The sequence below is a fragment of the Labedella endophytica genome (assembly GCF_003990045.1).
GTDB lineage: Bacteria > Actinomycetota > Actinomycetes > Actinomycetales > Microbacteriaceae > Labedella > Labedella endophytica.
Window position 1 is genome coordinate 1 of sequence record NZ_RZGZ01000004.1, and the last position, 19,598, is coordinate 19,598.

The 19,598-nt window shown below is 70.3% G+C and carries 16 protein-coding genes; 9 read left to right on the top strand and 7 right to left on the bottom strand.

The annotated features are described in order from the left end of the window. Both ELQ94_RS13305 and ELQ94_RS13310 read right to left on the bottom strand, forming a co-directional pair. Positions 1 to 352 (bottom strand): hypothetical protein (locus tag ELQ94_RS13305; protein WP_208007709.1); only part of this gene is annotated, 352 nt, incomplete at its 3' end. Between the two features lie 207 nt (positions 353 to 559). After that, on the bottom strand, positions 560 to 1,249 hold the full coding sequence (locus tag ELQ94_RS13310) for a MarR family winged helix-turn-helix transcriptional regulator (RefSeq protein WP_127050865.1): 690 nt from the start codon (positions 1,247 to 1,249) through the stop codon (positions 560 to 562). A gap of 254 nt (positions 1,250 to 1,503) precedes the next feature. Here ELQ94_RS13310 and ELQ94_RS13315 point away from each other — a divergent pair, with 254 nt between their 5' ends. After that, complete coding sequence (locus ELQ94_RS13315; protein ID WP_127050866.1) at positions 1,504 to 1,926, top strand: DUF7882 family protein; 423 nt, start codon at positions 1,504 to 1,506, stop codon at positions 1,924 to 1,926. Positions 1,927 to 2,049: 123 nt separating this feature from the next. Here ELQ94_RS13315 and mgrA read toward each other — a convergent pair whose 3' ends face one another. Further along, positions 2,050 to 3,066, bottom strand: coding sequence for an L-glyceraldehyde 3-phosphate reductase (mgrA, locus tag ELQ94_RS13320; RefSeq protein ID WP_279432494.1), 1,017 nt, complete (start codon positions 3,064 to 3,066; stop codon positions 2,050 to 2,052). A 140-nt stretch (positions 3,067 to 3,206) separates the two neighbouring features. Between mgrA and ELQ94_RS13325 the strand changes: the two genes are divergently transcribed. The 5 genes from ELQ94_RS13325 (at position 3,207) to ELQ94_RS17610 (ending at position 8,560) form a co-directional block, all read left to right on the top strand. Next, positions 3,207 to 4,175 carry an ATP-grasp fold amidoligase family protein gene (locus tag ELQ94_RS13325; protein ID WP_127050867.1) on the top strand — a complete coding sequence of 323 codons (969 nt, stop codon included), beginning with the start codon at positions 3,207 to 3,209 and terminating at the stop codon, positions 4,173 to 4,175. Between the two features lie 11 nt (positions 4,176 to 4,186). Then, positions 4,187 to 4,699 carry a DUF3515 domain-containing protein gene (locus ELQ94_RS13330; protein ID WP_127050868.1) on the top strand — a complete coding sequence of 171 codons (513 nt, stop codon included), beginning with the start codon at positions 4,187 to 4,189 and terminating at the stop codon, positions 4,697 to 4,699. A 54-nt stretch (positions 4,700 to 4,753) separates the two neighbouring features. Next, entirely contained in the window at positions 4,754 to 5,635 is an 882-nt protein-coding gene (locus ELQ94_RS13335; protein WP_127050869.1) for an alanyl-tRNA editing protein, read from the top strand. 183 nt (positions 5,636 to 5,818) lie between these two features. Continuing rightward, a complete protein-coding gene (locus ELQ94_RS13340) occupies positions 5,819 to 6,994 on the top strand; it encodes a hypothetical protein (RefSeq protein ID WP_127050870.1) in 1,176 nt (391 codons plus the stop codon). A gap of 81 nt (positions 6,995 to 7,075) precedes the next feature. After that, positions 7,076 to 8,560 (top strand): hypothetical protein, encoded by a 1,485-nt coding sequence (locus tag ELQ94_RS17610; RefSeq protein WP_243697031.1) that lies wholly within the window; start codon positions 7,076 to 7,078, stop codon positions 8,558 to 8,560. A gap of 228 nt (positions 8,561 to 8,788) precedes the next feature. Here ELQ94_RS17610 and ELQ94_RS13355 read toward each other — a convergent pair whose 3' ends face one another. The 3 genes from ELQ94_RS13355 to ELQ94_RS13365 all read right to left on the bottom strand — a co-directional run bounded on the left by ELQ94_RS13355 (position 8,789) and on the right by ELQ94_RS13365 (position 12,978). Further along, on the bottom strand, positions 8,789 to 9,733 hold the full coding sequence (locus ELQ94_RS13355) for an NAD-dependent epimerase/dehydratase family protein (RefSeq protein WP_243697032.1): 945 nt from the start codon (positions 9,731 to 9,733) through the stop codon (positions 8,789 to 8,791). Between the two features lie 227 nt (positions 9,734 to 9,960). After that, the gene (locus ELQ94_RS13360) at positions 9,961 to 10,869 is read right to left on the bottom strand and encodes a serine hydrolase (protein ID WP_127050874.1); all 909 of its coding nucleotides are present in this window, start codon (positions 10,867 to 10,869) and stop codon (positions 9,961 to 9,963) included. Between the two features lie 156 nt (positions 10,870 to 11,025). Then, on the bottom strand, positions 11,026 to 12,978 hold the full coding sequence (locus ELQ94_RS13365) for a M13 family metallopeptidase (RefSeq protein ID WP_127050875.1): 1,953 nt from the start codon (positions 12,976 to 12,978) through the stop codon (positions 11,026 to 11,028). Between the two features lie 264 nt (positions 12,979 to 13,242). Here ELQ94_RS13365 and ELQ94_RS13370 point away from each other — a divergent pair, with 264 nt between their 5' ends. The 3 genes from ELQ94_RS13370 (at position 13,243) to ELQ94_RS13380 (ending at position 16,908) form a co-directional block, all read left to right on the top strand. Beyond that, the gene (locus ELQ94_RS13370) at positions 13,243 to 14,535 is read left to right on the top strand and encodes an MATE family efflux transporter (protein ID WP_127051177.1); all 1,293 of its coding nucleotides are present in this window, start codon (positions 13,243 to 13,245) and stop codon (positions 14,533 to 14,535) included. 157 nt (positions 14,536 to 14,692) lie between these two features. Then, positions 14,693 to 15,817, top strand: coding sequence for a glycosyltransferase family 2 protein (locus tag ELQ94_RS13375; protein WP_279432498.1), 1,125 nt, complete (start codon positions 14,693 to 14,695; stop codon positions 15,815 to 15,817). Continuing rightward, the gene (locus tag ELQ94_RS13380; protein WP_127050877.1) at positions 15,814 to 16,908 is read left to right on the top strand and encodes a glycosyltransferase family 61 protein; all 1,095 of its coding nucleotides are present in this window, start codon (positions 15,814 to 15,816) and stop codon (positions 16,906 to 16,908) included. The genes ELQ94_RS13375 and ELQ94_RS13380 overlap by 4 nt, the downstream gene beginning before the upstream one ends. 39 nt (positions 16,909 to 16,947) lie before the next feature. On the opposite strand, the gene ELQ94_RS13385 is transcribed toward ELQ94_RS13380, so the two are convergent. Then, on the bottom strand, positions 16,948 to 19,569 hold the full coding sequence (locus tag ELQ94_RS13385; RefSeq protein WP_127050878.1) for a glycosyltransferase: 2,622 nt from the start codon (positions 19,567 to 19,569) through the stop codon (positions 16,948 to 16,950). Positions 19,570 to 19,598: the final 29 nt, after the last annotated feature.

Here is a 19,598-nt window from a genome sequence, read left to right on the forward strand (position 1 = left end):
AGCCGGTCTCCGCGCCGGTGAGCGACGTGCCGGTGTTCAACGATCCCCCGATACGTATGCGCCGCTTCGCATCCCGATCACCAGCGGACGTCAACGTCGCGACGGCATCGACCGCGGACGCGAAGCCCAGAGCCGCGAGCGTGTCGATCGGGCCTTGAGTGCGCTTATCCGCCTCCCCCGCGAGAGCGATACGGGCGGCGTCCACGAGGCGACCCAAGTGCTCCACGTCACGCAGCATCGTGATGAATTCCGACGCGGACAACCGTGCGGGGGCGAGCATGGCGACGGGCTCGGTGAGGAGCTCGATCGCGTCCCCGATCCGCTCCTGGAGAACCTCGCCCTGTGTGCTCATACGTCAAGTGAACACGTCACCACCGACATTCGGACGGTATCCGGAAAAGGAGTCAGTTTCTCCGCCGAAACCCGCCTGTGGACGACAAGTGGAGAGCACTGACACCGTTCTCGAGGGCGGCAGATGTGCCACGAGGGCGCCACCTCAAAGTGGCGCCCTCGCTCGGGAGTGGCCCCCTCGATCGAGACGGGTCCGGGTGAGGAGTTGCTAGGGAGCCTCGGGGTCGTCGCGGACGGCAGAGATCAGGTTCGTGAGGAAACGCGCGACGACGTCGATCTCGTCCTGGGTCATGTCGTCGGCCACACGCGCGATGCTCGCCTGGCCTCGGCCGAGGGCCTCGCGAACCTCCCGATCGCTGCGCACGGTCGGTACGATCACGGTGGACCGCCGGTCCGTCTCGTGCGGACGCCGCTCCACGAAGTCCGCGCTCGATAGCCGGTCGATGAGGGCGGTCGTCGACGCGGTCGAGATCCCGAGGGCCGTGGCGATCGCGCCGGGCGTGAGGAGTCGGCCGTCCGCCTTCGCGTCGACGAGGAGTCGCATCGCGAGCAGATCGGTCTCGCCCATCGCGGTCTCGCGACGCGCCTCGCGCCGGGATGTGGTCTCGGCCGCGCGGTACTCGCGCAGGAGAGTGAGGATGTCCCCGCTCGAGGCCCGGTCGGCGGCCTCCGCGCGATCCGGGTCCACGACGGGGTCGACGTCGGCGGCGAGCGCCTCCTCGCGCGTCATGGCCGGCCGGGATCCATCGGGCCGTGCACGGATGGAGGTCACCGTCGCAGAGATCGACGTGGAGCGGTGACGGGTCTCGCCCACCTGCATGTCTGATTCGTCCTCGACGTGACGCACGTAACGGACCGAGCGGTCTCCCGACGAGGCCGTGCCGTCCGCCTCCGTCATCGGGTAATCCCGGACGGAGAGTTCCGAATCGTGGCCTTCCACAGTCGTTCCACCTCACTTTTGCTAGTCCACCTAACGGCTTCCCTAGAACGTCTAGCGATCCTATCCCCAAGACGCACGAGAAATCACTGCTTTCCTTTTCGACCCAACTGTGAGTATGGTCGCCTAAGTAGCTAGACGAACTACATATTCATCGGGCGAGCAGAACTCGGTGACGACTCCGACCGCCCCACCATCCGACTATGGAGAACATCATGGCAACGCTGACCTACGGCCCCGACGCGACGACGATCACCATCGACGACCGGGCCCTCGCCCACCTGCAGTACGTGATCTTCCAGCGGTACCGCCGCCACGAGCCGTTCGTGATGACACTCGTCACGGGCACAGATGGCGACCGCCAGCGTCGCTCCACCTGGATGACGCCGGGCGCCCCCGTGTCCTTCTCGTACGACAACGAGGCCACCCCCCAGCTCGACCGCGTCTGGCTCGAGGACCTCATGAAGCAGTCGTACAGCGGAACCGGACTCGTCTACGCGGAGCCGCTCGAGGGAGAGCACGCTCTGGACGAGGCCGCCGCCTCCGAGGTCGTCGAGGCCGCCGGGGCCATCACCGGGGCCGCGGCCTCCGCACCCCGCGTCGGCCGCGCGCGCGCCGCGGTCCGCTCCGCCGCCTGACCGTCAGCAGGCCGAGCACCAGCACCAGCACCAGCACCACGAAGCCCCCCGGACTCCGATCCGAGGGGCTTCGTCGTTCGCGGACCAGCCGCGCCGGGCCGCGACCCGGGAAGACGAACGCCGTCAGCGCGCCGTGCCGTGCACCGCGAACTCGTCGATGCGCGCCAGCTCGTCCGCAGTGAGCGCCGGAGCCTCGAGGGCCGCGACGTTCTGTTCCAGCTGCGCGACGCTCGACGCTCCGATGAGGGCCGACGTCACCGTGTCGCGGCGCAAGACCCACGTGAGTGCCAGTTGCGCGAGCGTCTGACCGCGCTCCGCCGCGATGGCCGCGAGGCCCCGGGCGCGCTCGAGGTACGTGTCCGAGATCCGCTCCTCCGAGAGGAAGCGGCTCGTCGCCGCGCGGGAATCGCTCGGCACGTCTCCGCCGAGATAGCGGTCGGTGAGCAGCCCCTGCGACAGCGGCGAGAACACGATGCTCCCGATGCCGGTCTCGTCGATCGCGTCGAGCAGGCCCTCCTCGACCGTCCGGTTGAACATCGAGTACGACGGCTGGTGGATGAGGAGGGGGACGCCGAGCCCGTCGAGCACCTCGGCCGCGCGACGCGTCTGCGCGGGGTCGTAGTTGGAGACGCCCACGTACAGCGCCTTGCCCTGCCGCACCGCGGTCGCGAGCGCGCCCATCGTCTCCTCGAGCGGCGTCGAGGGATCGGGACGGTGGTGGTAGAAGATGTCGACGTAGTCGAGACCCATCCGGCCGAGGCTCTGGTCGAGGGACGAGAGCAGGTACTTCCTCGACCCCCCGTCGCCGTACGGGCCCGGCCACATGTCGTAGCCCGCCTTCGTCGAGACGACGAGCTCGTCGCGGAACGGAGCGAGATCCGAGGCGACGAGTCGCCCGAAGGTCTCCTCCGCCGCGCCGTACGGCGGGCCGTAGTTGTTGGCGAGGTCGATGTGAGTGATGCCGAGGTCGAACGCCCGGCGCACGATCGCGCGCTGCGAGTCGAGGCTGCGGCTCGAGCCGAAGTTGTGCCAGAGACCCAGCGAGAGAGCGGGGAGATCGAGGCCGGAACGCCCGGCCCTCCGGTAGCTCATCGTGTCGTAGCGGTGCGGATCGGGGCTGAACGTCGACGCGATGTCCACGGTTCTCCTGTCTCGTCGTCGGGGGGAGTGACTCCATCCTGTCGGCTCCGTCGATCCCGGGCCACCTCGATGCGCGGGCAGCCGTGCGGGGTCCGACAGACTGAGGGGATGCCGTGCCGCCAGACCCTCACCGTCCGTCCATGACCGCGCGTCGGCCACCCCGCGCGCGTTGGCGTGGGCGCTCCGTCCTCATCCGGCTCATCCGGCTCCACCGGACGCGACACCCGCAGACCTTCACCGAGAAGGTGCGGTACAAGATGCTGCGCGATCACCGCGCGCTCGTCGTGACCTTCGCGGACAAGGCCGCGGTGCGTGACCACGTCTCGGCGCACGGCTTCGCCCACCTCCTCCCCCGCGCGTTCGCGGTCCTCGACGACGCCGACGGCCTCCTCGGCCTCGAGCTGCCGTCGTCCTACGTCGTCAAACCCACGCACGGGAGCGGCGCGGCCATCGTCGTGTCGCCCGCGGCGGCTCCGGAGGCGACGCTCCCTCGCCCGGAGTGGGGCTGGGTCTACGCGCACGTTCGTCCCGCCGCCGCCGCCGATCGCCGAGAACTCCGCGACATCGCTGCCGGCTGGATGGGCAAGCTGTACGGCCGCGGCCCCAACGAGGAGTGGGCGTACAGCCGTATCCCCCCGCGCATCATCATCGAGGAAGCCCTCGCAGCCCCCGGGGGCGGCATCCCCGACGACTACAAGTTTTTCGTCTTCCACGGCACGTGCCGCTACATCCAGGTGGACTCCGGCCGCTTCGGCACACGCACCCAGGACTTCTTCGAACCGGACTGGACCCACCTGCCGTTGAGCGGAGGCCCGGCATGGGCGGATCCTCCCCACCCCGCTCCCGAGCGACTGGCCGAGATGGTCGGCATCGTCGAACGCCTGGCCGAGGGGACCGACTTCGTGCGCGTCGACCTGTATCTGCTGCCCGACCGCATCGTGTTCGGCGAGCTCACGAGCTACCCGGCCGGCGGTCACAGCCCCTTCCACCCGGACCGGTTCGATGCGGAGTTCGGGAGTCACTGGACGGTTCCGCGCCGCTACCGCCAGGACCGTCCGGCCGCGGCGTCCCTCCGTGCTCCCCGCCGTGCTCCCAGCGACCGCGATTAGGCTGATCGACGATGACGACACGCACCGCCCGGTCCCCCCGGAAGCTGATCGCCGCGGTGACCCTCGCGGCCGCCGCCGCCTCCCTGCTGAGCGGGTGTGCGACCGCCGTCTCGCTCGATCCCGGCGCCGCGGCGAACGACGCCGATTGCGCGTACATCACCGTCGCGCTCCCCCAGACGGTCGCCGGCCTGCCGAAGCGCGACACCGACGCCCAGGCCACCGGCGCATGGGGTTCGCCCGCCTCCATCCTCTTGCGGTGCGGCGTCGAGGTCCCCGGACCGACGACGCTCGAGTGCACGAACGTGAACGGTGTCGACTGGATCATCGACGACACCGACGCCCCCAACTACACCTTCACGACCTACGGGCGGGATCCAGCGGTGCAGGTCGTCGTCGACTCGGACGTGACCCTCGGCTCCACGGCGCTCGTCGACCTGGAGCCGGCCATCTCGAACGCGCCGGACGCACCGTTCACCGCGTGCGTCGGGGTGGACGAGGTCGAGATCCCCGACACGACCGAGTGACCCGGGCCCTGCCCGCGCCCCGGTGAAGCAGCGTCCGCCGCGTACCGTTGTGGCATGACCCTGCCGACCACCGACACGACCGTCCTCTACCCCGCCGGCGCACTCGGCTCGACGGGCGTGGTGCTGCATCGCGAGGAGCTCCCGGACGGACGAGCCGCGATCCTCCTCGACGTGACGGCCGCGCACCCCGTCGATGCCGCCTGGCCCGACCAGCCCGCAGACCGCGGCACGCTCACCTCCGGCGACGCACCCGATTCGCCGGTGGCGCTCCTCGACGCCGTCGTGGCGGCCTCCGACGGCTCCGCCCTCTTCCTCGGATCGGACTCGCCCGTGAAGAAGGGGACGGAGGGGTGGGCGTTCCTCGTCGCGCACGTCGTCGACGGGCAGTCCTCCCTCCGCGAGGGCGACACCGTGACGGTCGCGATCGACCCCGAGTACCGTCGCGCCCTGTCGGCCGGGCACACCGCCTGCCACCTCGCGTCTCTTGCGCTCAACCGCACGCTGGCGGACGCCTGGCGGAAGGAGGTGACGACGGACGCCGCCGGTGCACCGAACTTCGACGCGCTCGCGATCGAGTCCTCCACGATCATCCCCGACGGGTCGATCGACGTGTACCGGATCGGGAAGTCGCTGCGGAAGCGTGGATTCGACCCCGCATCCCTCGACGACCTCGAAGCGATCGCGGCGCGCGTCGACGGTACCCTCGAGGCGTGGGTCGCGACCGATGCCGCCGCGTCCGTCGAGTCGCCGCATCCGGTGCTGACCGGGCGTCGAGCGTGGGTCTGCGATCTTCCGGACGGGCGCGTGTCGATCCCGTGCGGAGGCACGCACATCGGCGCTCTCGACGCGTTCGACGCGATATCCGTGTCGTTCGAACGCGACGACGCGGACGGCGCGATCACCGTCACGATGCGGACCACATCCACTCCACGGTGACCCCCGCCACGACCCCGCTCGACGCTCACGGCGACCCTCCCGAACACGCCGGTAATCGAGTATCACTCACGTCTTCTTTTGTCAACTCGAGGGTTGACACCCCGCCCGGTCGAGCGTAACTTTCCGGTTACGACGGCTCTCGAGGGGAGAGCCGCGAGGGGACCGCTCGAGGGGAGAGTGGCGATGGAACGCATCGTTTCGCACGACGCCCTCCGTCTCGTGCGCCTCGTCCTCCTCGGCATCGCCACCGCCGCCGGACTCCTCGTCCTGTCGGCCATCCTCGCCACGAGTTCCGCCTCCGCCTCGTCCGGAGCCGAACGGTCCGGCTTGCTCGACGGCGTCGAGGACGCCGTGAGCGGGGCCGTCGACACCGCCGGTTCCACCGTGTCGGGCACCACGTCGGCCGTGGAGAAGACGGTCGAGAAAGTCGTCGCCCCGGTGACGCCGGTCGTGCAGGAGACCGTGGAGAAGACGGTCGAGAAAGTCGTCGAGACCACCGCCCCCGTCGTGCCGACGCCCGTCCAGCCGGTCGTCGAGGCCGTCACCCCCGTGATCACGGATACCACCGAGGCTGTCGCCGGGGCCGTGGGCGACACGACCGACGAGACGGTCGGTCTCGTCGAAGAGACCGTCGCCGACGCGGCGGAGGCCGCTCCCACGCCCGTCACCTCGATCGCGACCCCCGTCACCGAGACCACCGACGACCTCGTCGCCGCCCTCCCGGTCGTGGGCGATCTCGTCGATCGTGTGGTCGGCCCCGCTCCCGTCACGAACGTGACCGACGGCATCGTCGGTTCGGTCGACGACCTCGTCGTCGGGGGCCTGGGCGACGTGATCGGCACCATCGGGGTGATCGGCGATTCCGTCGTCGGCGTGGTCGTCGAAACGCCCGAATTCGTCATCCCCCTCCTGCCGTCGACCCCGGGCATCGATCTGCCGGGCGGCATCGTGATCCCCGGCGGCCTGCTCGAATCCCCCGCCCCGCTCGCGATGATCGCCGGCGCGGCGGTCGGCGGCGGGATGCTCGCCGGTGGCCAACGCTTCGCGACGGCGCTCGAACGCGCCGGCCTGCGCGCACCGATCGCCGTCGGTGCGGCCGGTTCCACCACCACCTCATCCACCGGCTCGACGGCGCCCACGAGCGGCTTCGACTCATTCCCGTCGCACCCGGCCGGTCCGCTCACCTCCGCGCCGTCCGACTCATCAACCACCGGTTCCGGCTCATCCGCCGGCGTCGCCGCGGGGGACACCGCTGCTCGGGTCGTCGCACCCGCGGCCTCCGTCCGGCTCTCCGCGCTTCCCTCCGACGAGGTCATCCCCTCGTCGCTCTCCGCCCGCACTCTTCCCTCCCCCGACTGATCGGGTTCGCACCGTCCTCGTCGACGGCACGGACCATCGCGCACTCTGCGCACCAACGATCGATCTCTTGGAGAAGGAAAAGTGAACATCACCGTGAAGCGGTGCCTCTACGGGGCACTCATGGCCGGCGGCCTCTGGTTCGCCGGAACGACAGCGGCGACCGCCGCCGAGACATCGGGGGACGACGCCGTGGCGTCGGGAACCCAGGCCGTCCTCGACATCGAGGTTCCCGTCACGATCGGCGGCAACGCCGTCTCCGTGCTGGGCGACTCGTCGTCCGACGACGCGACCACGACACCGGCACCGGCTCCTGCACCGGCTCCCGCACCCGCGCCGGCTCCCGCACCGGCTCCCGCACCCGCGCCGGCTCCCGCACCGGCACCTGAACCCGCTCCCGTCACGAGCGGCGATGACGGCATCGGCTCCGGCACGCAGGCACCCGTGACGATCTCGGTCCCGGTCACGATCGGCGGCAACGCCGTCTCGGTCGCCGGTGACTCCGAATCGACCGACGCGACGACCGAGGCTCCGGCCCCGGCCGCTCCGGCGACCGAGGAGCCCGCGACGAGCGGAGACGACGGTATCGGCTCCGGCACCCAGCTGCCGGTGGACGTGTCCGTTCCCGTGACGGTCGGCGGCAACGCCATCTCCGTCCTCGGCGACTCCTCGTCGACCGACTCGGACAACACGACGAGCGGATCGGAGGGGACCACCTCGACCGACGGCTCGACGACCTCGGGCGACAACGGCATCCTCGGCGGAACTCAGATCATCCCGGGGGTCGACATCCCCGTGACGGTCGGCGGCAACGCCGTGAGCGTCATCGGCGACTCGGAGTCGACCGACTCCGCGACGACCAGCGGAGGCACCACGGGTTCCGACGCGGGAACGGGTTCGGGCTCTTCCACCTCCGGTGACGACGGCATCGCCGGCGGCACCCAGATCGTGCCCGACATCACCCTCCCGATCACGATCGGCGGCAACGCCGTCTCCGTCATCGGAGACTCCGAGACCACGGGCTCCGACGTCACCGGCGGCACGAGGGACGGGTCCACGGATTCCGGCTCCTCCACCTCCGGTGACGACGGCATCGCCGGCGGCACCCAGATCGTGCCGGACATCACCCTCCCGATCACGATCGGTGGCAACGCCGTCTCCGTCATCGGAGACTCCGAGTCGACCGATCGCACCGTGGTCGTTCCGACGGACCCCACCACCCCTGTGGATCCGACCGACCCGGTCGACCCCACGGACCCGATCACCCCGGTCGACCCCACGGACCCGACGGACCCGACCAACCCGGTCGACCCGACGGACCCGACCACTCCGGTCGACCCCACGGACCCGACGACCCCCGGTGACGCCACCGACGGTTCGGACGGAACCGACGAGACCGTCGCCCTCGCGACGCCGTCGGGCGCCACGCAGACGGCCGGCGCCGACACCGAGGCTCTCGCCGTGACCGGTCCGTCCGGTCTGGCGATGCTGTTCGGCCTCATGAGCCTCCTGCTCGCCGCCGGTATCGCACTCCTCGCGCGGGGACGCCGCTCGCTCGTCATCGAGTAACGGTGTGAGGAATGTACCCCGGGGCCGATCGACCAGCGTCGACCGGCCCCGGGGCTCCTCCCTGCCCGAAGGGGTTACTCCCGAGCGAGGGCTACACATCCATCTGCCGCCCTCGGCACCGAACTGCGACCCTCGCTTCTCCCTGGGGCCGCCGAGAGCGCTGCTCTTAGACGAGGGCTCCATCCACGCGCCGAGGGCGCCCGGTAGAGGTGGCGCCCTCGTGCCGCACTAGCGCCCTCCCTGCGAGCGCAGTACCCATTCCACCTCGTCCGCGAGGAGAGCCCGACCGGTGCCCGCTGGCTCGTAGCCGGCGGCGATCGCCCTCGTCATATCGAGGACGATCGGGTTGCGGGAACGCCACGGATGGTGGCCGCGTTCCTCGTCGCCGTCGTCGACGATCGGACGCAACTCTCCGGTCCAACCGGCCACGTCGGCGATCGTCTCGAAGATCTCGAGCGCGGTCAGCGGATCGGGGTCGGCGCCGTTCACGACCCCGGGGAGCCCGCCCGCGGCGGCCGTCTCGACGAGCGCCGCCGCGTTCGCGGCCGCCGTAAGGTGGTCGATTGATCGGCCACCGTCCGCGATATCGATCACCGCTGCGCCGGAGGTCATCCGCTCGACGACCGATCGCGTGCGAGCGTTCCGCGCGAACGGGCCGTGGACCTTCGACGGGCGGATGATCGTGACCTCGAGTCCACTGGCGAGCGCTTCCCGCTCCACGGCGACCTTCCCAGGGGCATAGCCCTCACGAGTAAACGGGTCGATGTCGTCAGCGGCCGGATCGAGCGTCGGGTTGTCCTCCGGGATCGGCACTGGGAAGACGGGCGCCTCGTCGCTGTTGATGTGCCGGCCGAACGGGTCGGTGTAGACGGCCCGGCCCGACATCAGAACGGTGCGACCGACCGCGCCCATGACCGGGAGGAGGGCGCGCACATCCGGTCCGCTGAACGCGAGAAGGTCCACGAGCAGGTCGGTGTCGTCGGCGGCGAGCCCGCCGACGGCGCTCGCGTCGCTCCGATCGATGGGATGGAAGCGGCCTCCGACATTGACCAGCTCGGGCGGCATCGCGCTCGGATCGCGACCCGTCACGTCGACGGACCAGCCCGCGCCCAGAAGCCGCAGGGCGGTCGCGGCTCCGATGGCACCGGTACCTCCCAGGATCACAGCCTTCATCGTGCCCCCTCTGCTCACCTGCATCGGGTCCGCTCCGACACCGGCTGACGAGCCTAGCCGAGGGTCCGCCCGTGGGGAGCTCTCACACTCGTGGTCGCCCGTCGACCTTCCGGTGTCGGGCGGTCGAGCGACCGTAGCGGCGGGCCGAGGGCTACACATCGGCGCCGAGGGCGCCCGGTAGAGGTGGCGCCCTCGATCGGGAGTAGCCCTTTGGGGAGGGGCGGGGATCAGTGGACGTATTCGAGGAGGTCGGAGCCGATCACGCGCATCACCTCGATCACCGCGAGGCGGGTCTGCAGGTCGGTGTCCGTGTAGGACGCCGCGACCGCGTAGGCGACCCCGGCGCGCGGTCCGCGGAGGACGCCGGCCTCCGCTCGCAGGCCCGTGTCGGCGCCGGTCTTGTTGAAGAGGGTGAGGCCGTGGTCGGTCTCACGATGGGCGAGGGGGTCGAGGCCGAAGGCGGACGCGACGAGGGACAGGTCGGTGTTGAGGGACAACCACCCCACCACGCGTCGGCTCGTCTCCGCGTCCACGACCTCACCGCGCGCGAGCTCGGAGAAGAGCCACGTCAGCTCCTTCATCGAACCGACCGAGAGACCGGGCGCGTCGTCCGGTCCCCGGTGGTCGCGCACGAGATCGAGTAGCCCCGACCGCGAGAGCCCGAGCTCCTCGGCCCGCGCGCGCACCGCGTCGAGGCCCACCGAGTGGAGCAGCACGTTCGTGGCGAGGTTATCGCTCGTCGACCCGATGAGCGCCGCGATGTCGGAGATCGGGAGGGTGGGTACCTGCAGGTGCTGCCACGTCCCCGAATCACCGACCGGACCGGTGACCTCGCGCTCGAGCAGCGCGAGCGCCGACATCTCGGGGCCCCGCAACCTCGCCGCCACCTCGACCAGCAGGAGGACCTTCCCGATCGAGGCCGTCGGCATGACGACGTAGTCATCCACCGAGAAGAGCTCGCGCCCCGTCGCCAGATCGGCGGCCCGCGCCGACACCTGCACGCCGTTCCGCGCGAGGTAACCGAGGGCCTGGAAGCCGCGGGAGAACGACTCGCCCGGCTCGGACGCGCGGTGACGGGCCCGGCGCCGCGTGCGGTGTCGCACGCCGCCGTCCGAGTGCGGGGAGGAAGGGACCACGGGCGTCACTCCAGGTGCGAAGGGAACGGATACACTCGACGTCCACGCCGGCACCGGTGGACACGGCCTGATCGCCCGTGTTGCCTGGCCGCTCGGAACCGAGCGGCTCCGTACCGACGCGTCGTCGCGTGAGGTGTGGAGAGTCCGACGAGTCCGCTACCAGATGGTGACGCGCTCGCTCGGGTCGAGCCAGAGGGCATCCGTCTCGACCACGTCAAAAGTACCGTAGAAGACGTCGAGGTTCCTGACGATCTGGTTGCAGCGGAACTCGTTGGGCGAGTGCGGGTCGATCGAGAGGAGACGGATCACCTCGGCGTCGCGTCCCTTCTGCTGCCACGCCTGCGCCCACGACAGGAAGAACCGCTCGGCGCCGCTCAGCCCGTCCACGACCGGGGGCTCCTCGCCACCGAGCGACAGGAGATACGCCTTCCACGCGATCGAGAGGCCGCCGAGATCGCCGATGTTCTCGCCGATCGTGAGGGCACCATTCACGTGGTGATCCGGGACCTGCGCGGGAGAGAGCGCCTCGTACTGCGCGATGAGGGCACCCGTGCGCTCCTCGAACGCCGCCTTGTCCTCGGCCGTCCACCAGTCCGTGAGGCGCCCGTCACCGTCGAACTGCGAACCCTGGTCGTCGAAGCCGTGACCGATCTCGTGGCCGATGACGGCGCCGATCGCGCCGTAGTTGGCGGCCGCGTCGCGCGTCGGGTCGAAGAAGGGGAACTGCAGGATGGCCGCGGGGAAGACGATCTCGTTGAAGCCCGGGTTGTAGTAGGCGTTGATCGTCTGCGGGGTCATGAACCACTCGCCGCGGTCGAGCGGCTTGCCGATCTTGCCGAGTTCGCGCTGGAACTCGAACTCGTTCGTGGCGACGACGTTTCCGATGAGGTCGTCCGCCGAGAGGGGCAGCGACGAGTAGTCGCGCCAGGTCTCGGGGTAGCCGATCTTGGGGGTGAACTTGTCGAGCTTCTCGAGAGCGCGCACCTTGGTCTCCTCGCCCATCCAGTCGAGACCCTGGATCGACTGGCGGTAGGCCTCCACGAGATAGCCGACGAGCTCGTCCATCTGCGTCTTCGACTCGGCGGGGAAGTGACGCTCAACATAGACGCGACCGACGGCCTCGCCGAGGGCGCCCTCCACGAAGGAGACGCCGCGCTTCCAACGCTCCCGGATCTCGGGCGTCCCCGTGATCGTCGTGCCGTAGAACGCGAAGTTGGTGTTCACGACCTCCTCCGGGAGGTACGGGGCGAAGCTCCGCAGTACCTGGAACCGCATCCATGCGCGCCACGAGTCGAGCAGGTCGGACTCGAGGAGGGCGGCGACACCCGAGACGAAGCTCGGTTCGCGGACGACGATCTCCGCGAGGGCGCCGTCCGGTGCACCGAGAGCCTCGGCCCAGCCGGCGAGGTCGGCTCCGGCGGCGAGCTCGCGCGCCTCGTCCCACGTCATCGGGTTGTAGGTGGCGTTGCTGTCGCGCGTGCGCACGTTGTCCCAGTGCTGCGCGGCGATCGCGGTCTCGAGGTCGAGGATGCGGCGAGCGCTTTCGGCCGGATCGGAGGCACCGGCGATCGTGACCATCTTCTCGATGAACGCGGCGTAGGCCGCGCGGATCTCGGCGAATTTGTCCTCGCGGTAGTAGGACTCGTCGGGCAGTCCGATCCCGCCCTGCTCGAGGAACACGAGGTAGCGCTCGGGGTTGCCCGGGTCGTTGTCCACGAAGAGCTGGAAGAGGCCGCGCACGCCGAGCCGTTCGAGGCGAGCGAGGGTGGGCAGCACGTCGTCGATGGAGGAGATCGCGTCGACCTCGGCGAACAGCGGCGTGAGCGGCTCGAGTCCGAGGGCCTCGATGCGCTCGGTGTCCATGAAGCTCGCGTACACGTCGCCGATCTTGCGTGTCTCGGTGCCGGGCTCCGCGTCCTGCGACTCGATGATGATCTCGCGCACGGCGTTCTCGGCCTCCTCGGCGAGGACGTGGAACGATCCCCACCGCGCCTTGTCCGAGGGGATCTCCGTGCGGTCGATCCAGCGACCGTTGACGTGTCGGAAGAGGTCGTCCTGGGGACGGACGGTGGGGTCGAGTTCGTTCAGGTCGATGCCGGATGCGCTCATCCTCCCAGCCTATTCCGTGCCCCCGACGGGAACGCTGCGAGCGCGTGAACCTCCGCGATGTGCGGACTTTCGTCCCCTCGAACGCGATTCAGACGGCGTAAGTCCGCACTTCGCGGGAGAAGAAGGCGAAAGTCCGCACTTCGCCGCGAGAAGAAGGGGAAGGAGGGAAGGGGCGTCGGAGGTTCCCGCTAGCGTTGTCGGGTGGACGGATCGAGCGAGCGGGAGTCGCGTCGCGTCGCGCGCCGGGCCGTCGATCGCGACATCATGCGGCTCGCGGTGCCCGCGCTCGGCGCCCTCATCGCCGAGCCCCTCTTCCTCCTCACCGACTCGGCGCTCGTCGGACACCTCGGTCTCGCGCCGCTCGCGGGCCTCGGCATCGCGAGCGTCGTGCTGCAGACGATCATCGGCCTCATGGTGTTCCTCGCCTATGCCACGACCCCGGCGGTCGCGCGGCGCCTCGGGGCCGGTGACGAACGCGGGGGCGTCTCGGTGGGGATCGACGGGATGTGGCTCGCCCTCGGTCTCGGTGTCGTGCTCGCCGCCGCGGGGGCTGTGCTCACGCCGGCGCTCGTCTCGCTGTTCGGAGCCGAGCCGGCCGTCGTCGAACAGGCCACGACCTATCTCTCGATCTCGATGCTCGGGCTCCCGGCGATGCTCATCGTCTTCGCCGCAACGGGCGTGCTGCGCGGGCTGCAGGACACGCGCACCCCGCTCGTCGTCGCCGTCGGCGGCTTCGGCGCGAACGCCGCCCTCAACGCGGTACTCATCTACGGCGCCGGTTGGGGCATCGCCGGCGCCGCCTGGGGCACGGTCATCGCGCAGTGGGGCATGGTCGCCGCGTACGTCGCAGTGGTCCTGCATCACGCCCGGCGCACGGGCGCCACGATCCGTCCGCAGCGCGACGGCATCCGCGGGTCGGCGCTGTCCGGTGGGTGGCTGCTGCTGCGCACCGCGTCGCTGCGAGCGGCCCTCCTGATCGCGACCGTCGTCGCCACGGGGATCGGGACGGCGGAGCTCGCGGGCTTCCACGTCGTGCTGACGATCTTCTCCACGCTCGCCTTCGCCCTCGACGCCCTCGCGATCGCCGCTCAAGCGCTCGTCGGGAAGGGTCTCGGTGCCGCGGACGTCGACTTCGTGCGCGCGGTCCTCCGGCGGTGCCTCGTGTGGGGCGTCGGTGGGGGCGTCGCGCTCGGCGCCCTGCTCGCGGCGGCGAGTCCCGTCGCCGGGCTCGTCTTCACGGGATCGCCCGACGCGGCCGCCCTCATCGCTCCGAGCCTCGTCGTCCTCGCCGTCGGAACCCCCCTCGCCGGTTACGTCTTCGTGCTGGACGGCGTGCTCATCGGTGCCGGCGATGCGCGCTATCTCGCCCTGACCGGCCTCGTGAACCTCGCGGTGTTCGTGCCCCTCGCCCTCGCCACGGCCACCTGGGCCGGAGGGGGCGTCGCCGGGCTCGCATGGCTCACGGCGGCCTTCGCGATCGGCTACATGGCCGCGCGCGCCACCACCCTCGGCCTCCGCGCGCGCGGGAGCGCGTGGCAGCGCACCGGCGCCGCCTGACCCGCTCTCGCACCAGACGTCGCTCTCACCGGCTCCCTTCCGGGACGGGCGTGCGACGCTGGCTAGAATGTCAGCGGCGCTCAGCGCCTGACTTGCCCAGCGACCGAACCGTCGGTCATCACGGAAGCGGATCCGCGTGAAACTCGTTATGACGTTGATGGTGCGGGACGAAGCCGACATCATCGCGCCGATGCTCGAACACAGTCTGGCCCAGGGGATCGACCTGATCCTCGTCACGGACAACGGCTCCGTCGACGGCACGCGGGAGATCATCGAGAGCTACGTCGCCACCGGCCGGGTGCTCCTCACCGAGGACCCCCGCCACGAGAAGCAGCAGAGCTCTGTCGTGACCGCGATGGCCCGCACCGCCTACGAGACGCACGGCGCCGACTGGGTCATCAACGCGGACGCCGACGAGTTCTGGGTGGCCGTGGACCGCCGTCAGACCGTGAAGCAGGCATTCGAGGGGATCCCGAAGAGCGTCGTCACGTTCTTCGCCCCGGTCACCGACATGACGGGCCCGCCCGCGCGCACCGGCAGCGGTGTCCGCCGACTGCTCTGGCGCGATCACCGCAATCACCGCAACCTGTGGGAGCGCACCGGCCTGCACGCCCACGCGAGCCCGGACGCCGTTCACATCGGGTCGTCCACGGTGGAGGTCACGCAGGGCAACCACGCCGTCAACCTCGAGCCGGGCGGCGAGGTGCCCGTCGGTTCGTTCGTCGAGGTGCTCCACCTGCCGTGGCGCTCGTGGGAGCAGTACGGCGGGAAGGTCGAGCGCTCGGGCGCCGCCTACGCCGCGAACCCGATGCTGCGCCCCAGCCCGCGCCACCACGGCATGCGCGACTACCGTCGCTTCCGCGCCGACATGCTCGAGCACTTCTACGTGTTCCGCCACCCCATCGTCGACGACGAGATCGTGGAGGGGAACGACGACGAACTCGGCCGGGACGACGCGATCGTCACCTCGCTCGAGTCCCTCCTCGCTTCGGGCTCTGCCGTGCGCCCCGATCTCCTCGAGAAGGCCCTCGACGACGGTGCGGACGAGCCGTACCACCGCCCGGACTGGGACGCCGCCGCCGAAGTCGCCCGCATGGTGATCCCGCTCGAGAGCGCCTACACCGAGTCGCTCCAGTCCTTCCGGGTGGCGCTGCAGCAGGCCGCGCGCGATCTGCGCCGCGCCCGTGCGGCCAGTCGCGCACCGGCACCGGCCCCGACGTTCTACCGCCGCGCCCGCTCGTTCGCCGGCCGCGTCCTCCGCCGTCTGGGACTCCGGAAGTGACCAGGGCGAGCAAGGTGTCCTGGGCCGTCCCGGCCTTCCCGGCGGCCGACATCGATCCCGACGGGCCGTCGGAGGACGTCGTCCTCTCTCACCCCGTCGTGACACCCCACGCCATCGGGTTCGTCCAGACCCCCTCGCCGGCACCGAAGCGATTCGTCACCGGCGCGGTCTACACGGCCTCCGGCGAGCTCGTCACGGCCTCGCAACGGATCGGTGGGTTCTCGGGGGACCAGTACGTGGCGGCCGACGTCCCCCGGATCGCGCCCCGCCGCCGGCAGAGCTCCCTCGAGCGCTTCGGCCGCGGATCCGAGCGATCGGGCTCCACCCATCTCGACGGCCTCTGGGCATACGGCGGGCACTGGATGGACCACTTCGGACACTTCATCACCGAGACCCTCACGTCGCACCCGGTCGTCCGCGACGACCAGCCGTGGGAGGGCCTCATCGTCCACCCTTCGATGTTCCGCGGCGACACCGGCGAGTGGCGCGAGCGCCTCGCGGAACTCGCCGGGCTCCCGGAGCGGCGTCACGTCGTCGAGGGCGGGGACTGCTTCCCCGAGCGGCTCGTCGTCGCCCGCCGTCGACTCTCCCTGAACGCCTTCGCCCGTCCGGGCGCGACGTCGAGCTGGGATCGCATCAGGGACGCGATCGTCCCCGATCCGGAGCCCACAGAGCTCGTCTACTTCTCGCGCGCCCGCTTCGAGACGGAGCTCGCCTCGCGGCAGAAGGGCGCCGTCAACAATCGCGAATCGCTCGCGTGGGACGTCGCAGCCCTCGAGGGCTCGTTCGAGCGAGCCGGTTTCCGCGTCGTGCACCCGGAGACGATGAGTATCGATGAGCAGATCCGCACCGTCGCGGGCGCGCGGGTCATCGCCGGATCGAGCGGATCGGCCCTCCACCTCGCGGCCTTCGCAACGTCCGGCACCCGCGTCATCGAGTTGGGCGATCTCCGTAGCGGGGTCACGGCTCTTCCGAACCAACGTGTCGTCTGCGCCGCCCGTCAGCAGGAGATGGCCTATATCCCCGTGTCGCGCGACGACGGCGAGACCCAGGACGCCCGACTCGAGCGCATCCTCGGCTCGCTCGTCTGAGCTTCCACCGGAGGCTCAGACGGCGCCGTCGCCCCGAGCTCAGTGCCGGACGAGCAGCGCCTTGAGCCGATGCGGGACCTCGCGGGCGTCGAGCACCGCGGAGAGCAGCTGCACGGCACGCGTTCGGAACGAGTGCTCGTCCGCGATGACCTGCGCCAGGCGCCGCCGCTCCTCGGGGTCCGGCCACGCATCGTCGCCCTCGACGAGGATCTTCCGAAGCTGGTCCGCGCGCTTGTACGTCCGCGCCAGCCCGCCGAAGGTCTCTACGAGACCGCCGACGTGGTCGCTCAGGATCAGCGCGCCCGTCGCGGCCGCGTCGAAGAGGCGGTTCGAGAGGAAGCCGAGGGCCGCCATGTCGTCCCAGTGGTCGTTCAACACGATGCGCGCGCCTGCGTACATCGCGGGGAGTTCGCTGTTGTCGAGGTGCTCGGCGCGCACGTAGGACGGATCGATGAACTCCTCCCACCCGTCCCCGTAGATCTCCACGTCGGCACCCACCGCGAGTGCGTCACGCACGATCGGGCGGAAGATGCGCCTCGTACGTCCGACGAAGACGATTCCGTGCTTCTCCGCACCGTTCGCGACGTCCGGGTGGAACCGGTCGGAATTGGTCGCCTGGAGGAGCGGTTTCACCTCGCGGCCGATCCGCATCGTCGTGGCCTTCGCCCACGGTGCGCTCGCGGCGTAGACGACGTCGTACGGCGCGAGGAGCTCCTCGTCGGTCACGTCCTCCGGGTGGCTGATGATCCAGAGGAGGTTCGTGGCCCCGGGTTGCGGCGCCACGGGCATCTGTCCGCGCAGGTTGAGGACGACGTCGTCGATGTGATCGGATCCCGGTCGAGCATGGGCCCCGGAGCGGTCGATCACGACCTCTTGACCGAGGACGCGCAGGGCGGCGGCCAGATCATCCGCGAAGAACGTGTCGCCCCACAGGTCGCCCCGGGTGGTTCCGGTGGACGCGATCTTGATCGCCCACCGCAACGAGGGGAGCCCCGCTGCCGGTCCCGAGTCGACGAGCCGCGCGGGCCGACGCACGATGGGTCGGATCGGACGGATCAGGCCGCCCTTCTCCGGCGAGATGTTCTCGTGCCCGCTCATCTCGAAGCCCGCCCGCACATACGGCTCCTCGTCGGCCCCACGGATCTCCTCAGCCCAGCGGTCGAGGAAGATCTTCCGGTTGGCCCACGACCCGGTGAAGCGTCCGGGGCTCTGGCTCTCGTAGTGGTAGACCACGGACGAGGTGGCGACGCGGAAGGAACCCCCGAGATCGCGGGCGGCGCGCAGACACAGGTCGACGTCCTCCATCCCGTTCACATAGACCGGGTCGAATCCGCGGAGCGTCTGGACATCGTCGGCGCGCATGGCGATGCACGCCGCGGTGATGGCGCGGAACTCGACGCCCTCGGATGCGACGGCATCCTGCCGCGGGAACCCGGCGAGTACGTGGTACGGGAGGGTGTGCAGCCCGGAGAAGGCGGTGCCGGCCGCCTGGATGGCACCGCTCGGGTAGAGCAGGAGTGGCTGGACGCCGAGCACTCCGGGCTGCCGGAGCCGTGCGAGGAGCGGTTCGAGCCAGCCGGCCGTGGCTTCCGTGTCGTTGTTGAGGAACAGCGTCGTCGCCCCGGTCGAGAGCGCGAAACCGATGTTGCTCCCGTTCGCGAAGTTCGCGTTCGTGGGAACCCGGTAGAGGACGACCCGATCCTCGTCGTGGAACATCGCGGTCAGCAGGGAGGAGACGACGCGGTGGGATCCGTTGTCGACGACGATGATCTCGATGTCGTGGTCCGGCGTGAATGCGATGATCGATCGGATCGCGCGCGCCGTCATCGCCCAGTCCTCGTACGTCGGGATCACGATCGACACTCGGTCGTCGACGCGGGAGCGGCCCGCGATGGCATCCCAGTCGACGGACCAGGCCGGCGATTCGATGTCGTCGAGGAAGTCGACGTGGGACTGTTCGCCGCGGGCGCGGGCGATCAGCCGGTCGCGGAGCGATCCGAGAGTGGTCGGCTCGACCCCCTCGACCGGCACCGTCAGCGTGTCCGCGTCCGCCGTCGAGAGGTAGTGGACGAGGGGACCAGCCGGGTGGGTCATCGCCTCGGGGTGGGCCTCGACCCACACGACCGGGTCGAAGTGAGGACCAGGCGAGTGCAGCTTGTGCTTCACCCGGACGAGGTTCTCGAGTCCGCGCGGCTGGTGACCCTTGAGTCGGGCCTTCCGGATGAACCAGTCGGATTCGAAGAGCGGATGGGGCGACGGGGCCTCGTCGGCCGGCGTGATCATGTAGTGCCACAACGCCGCCTCGCGCGAGAGGAACACGCCGGGCAGAGAGGCCGCGTAGAACTCGAGGTCGAACAGACCGGCCGCGTCCAGTCGTTCGGCCCGGATCGCCGCCTCGTCGTAGAAGGCGGAGGGACGCTCCGAACCGGGCTCCTCGGTCCAGTCGGCGGTCCTGGCCTCGACGGCGGCACGTGCGCGGGCACTCGCCTCGCGGTCGGTCGCGACCTCGAGGTGGTCGACCGCGGGGTGCGGGGAGTAGCCGAGCTCCCACCCGGTGGCGAGGTAGTGCTTGAGCGCCGCGCGATCGGAGGATCGGGCGAGCCGCGCCTGCGGTCGGTAGTAGGCGGCGTCGAAGCCGCGATGTCCCGTCGAGGTGGTCACCCACACAATCTATCGGCTCCCATCCGCGC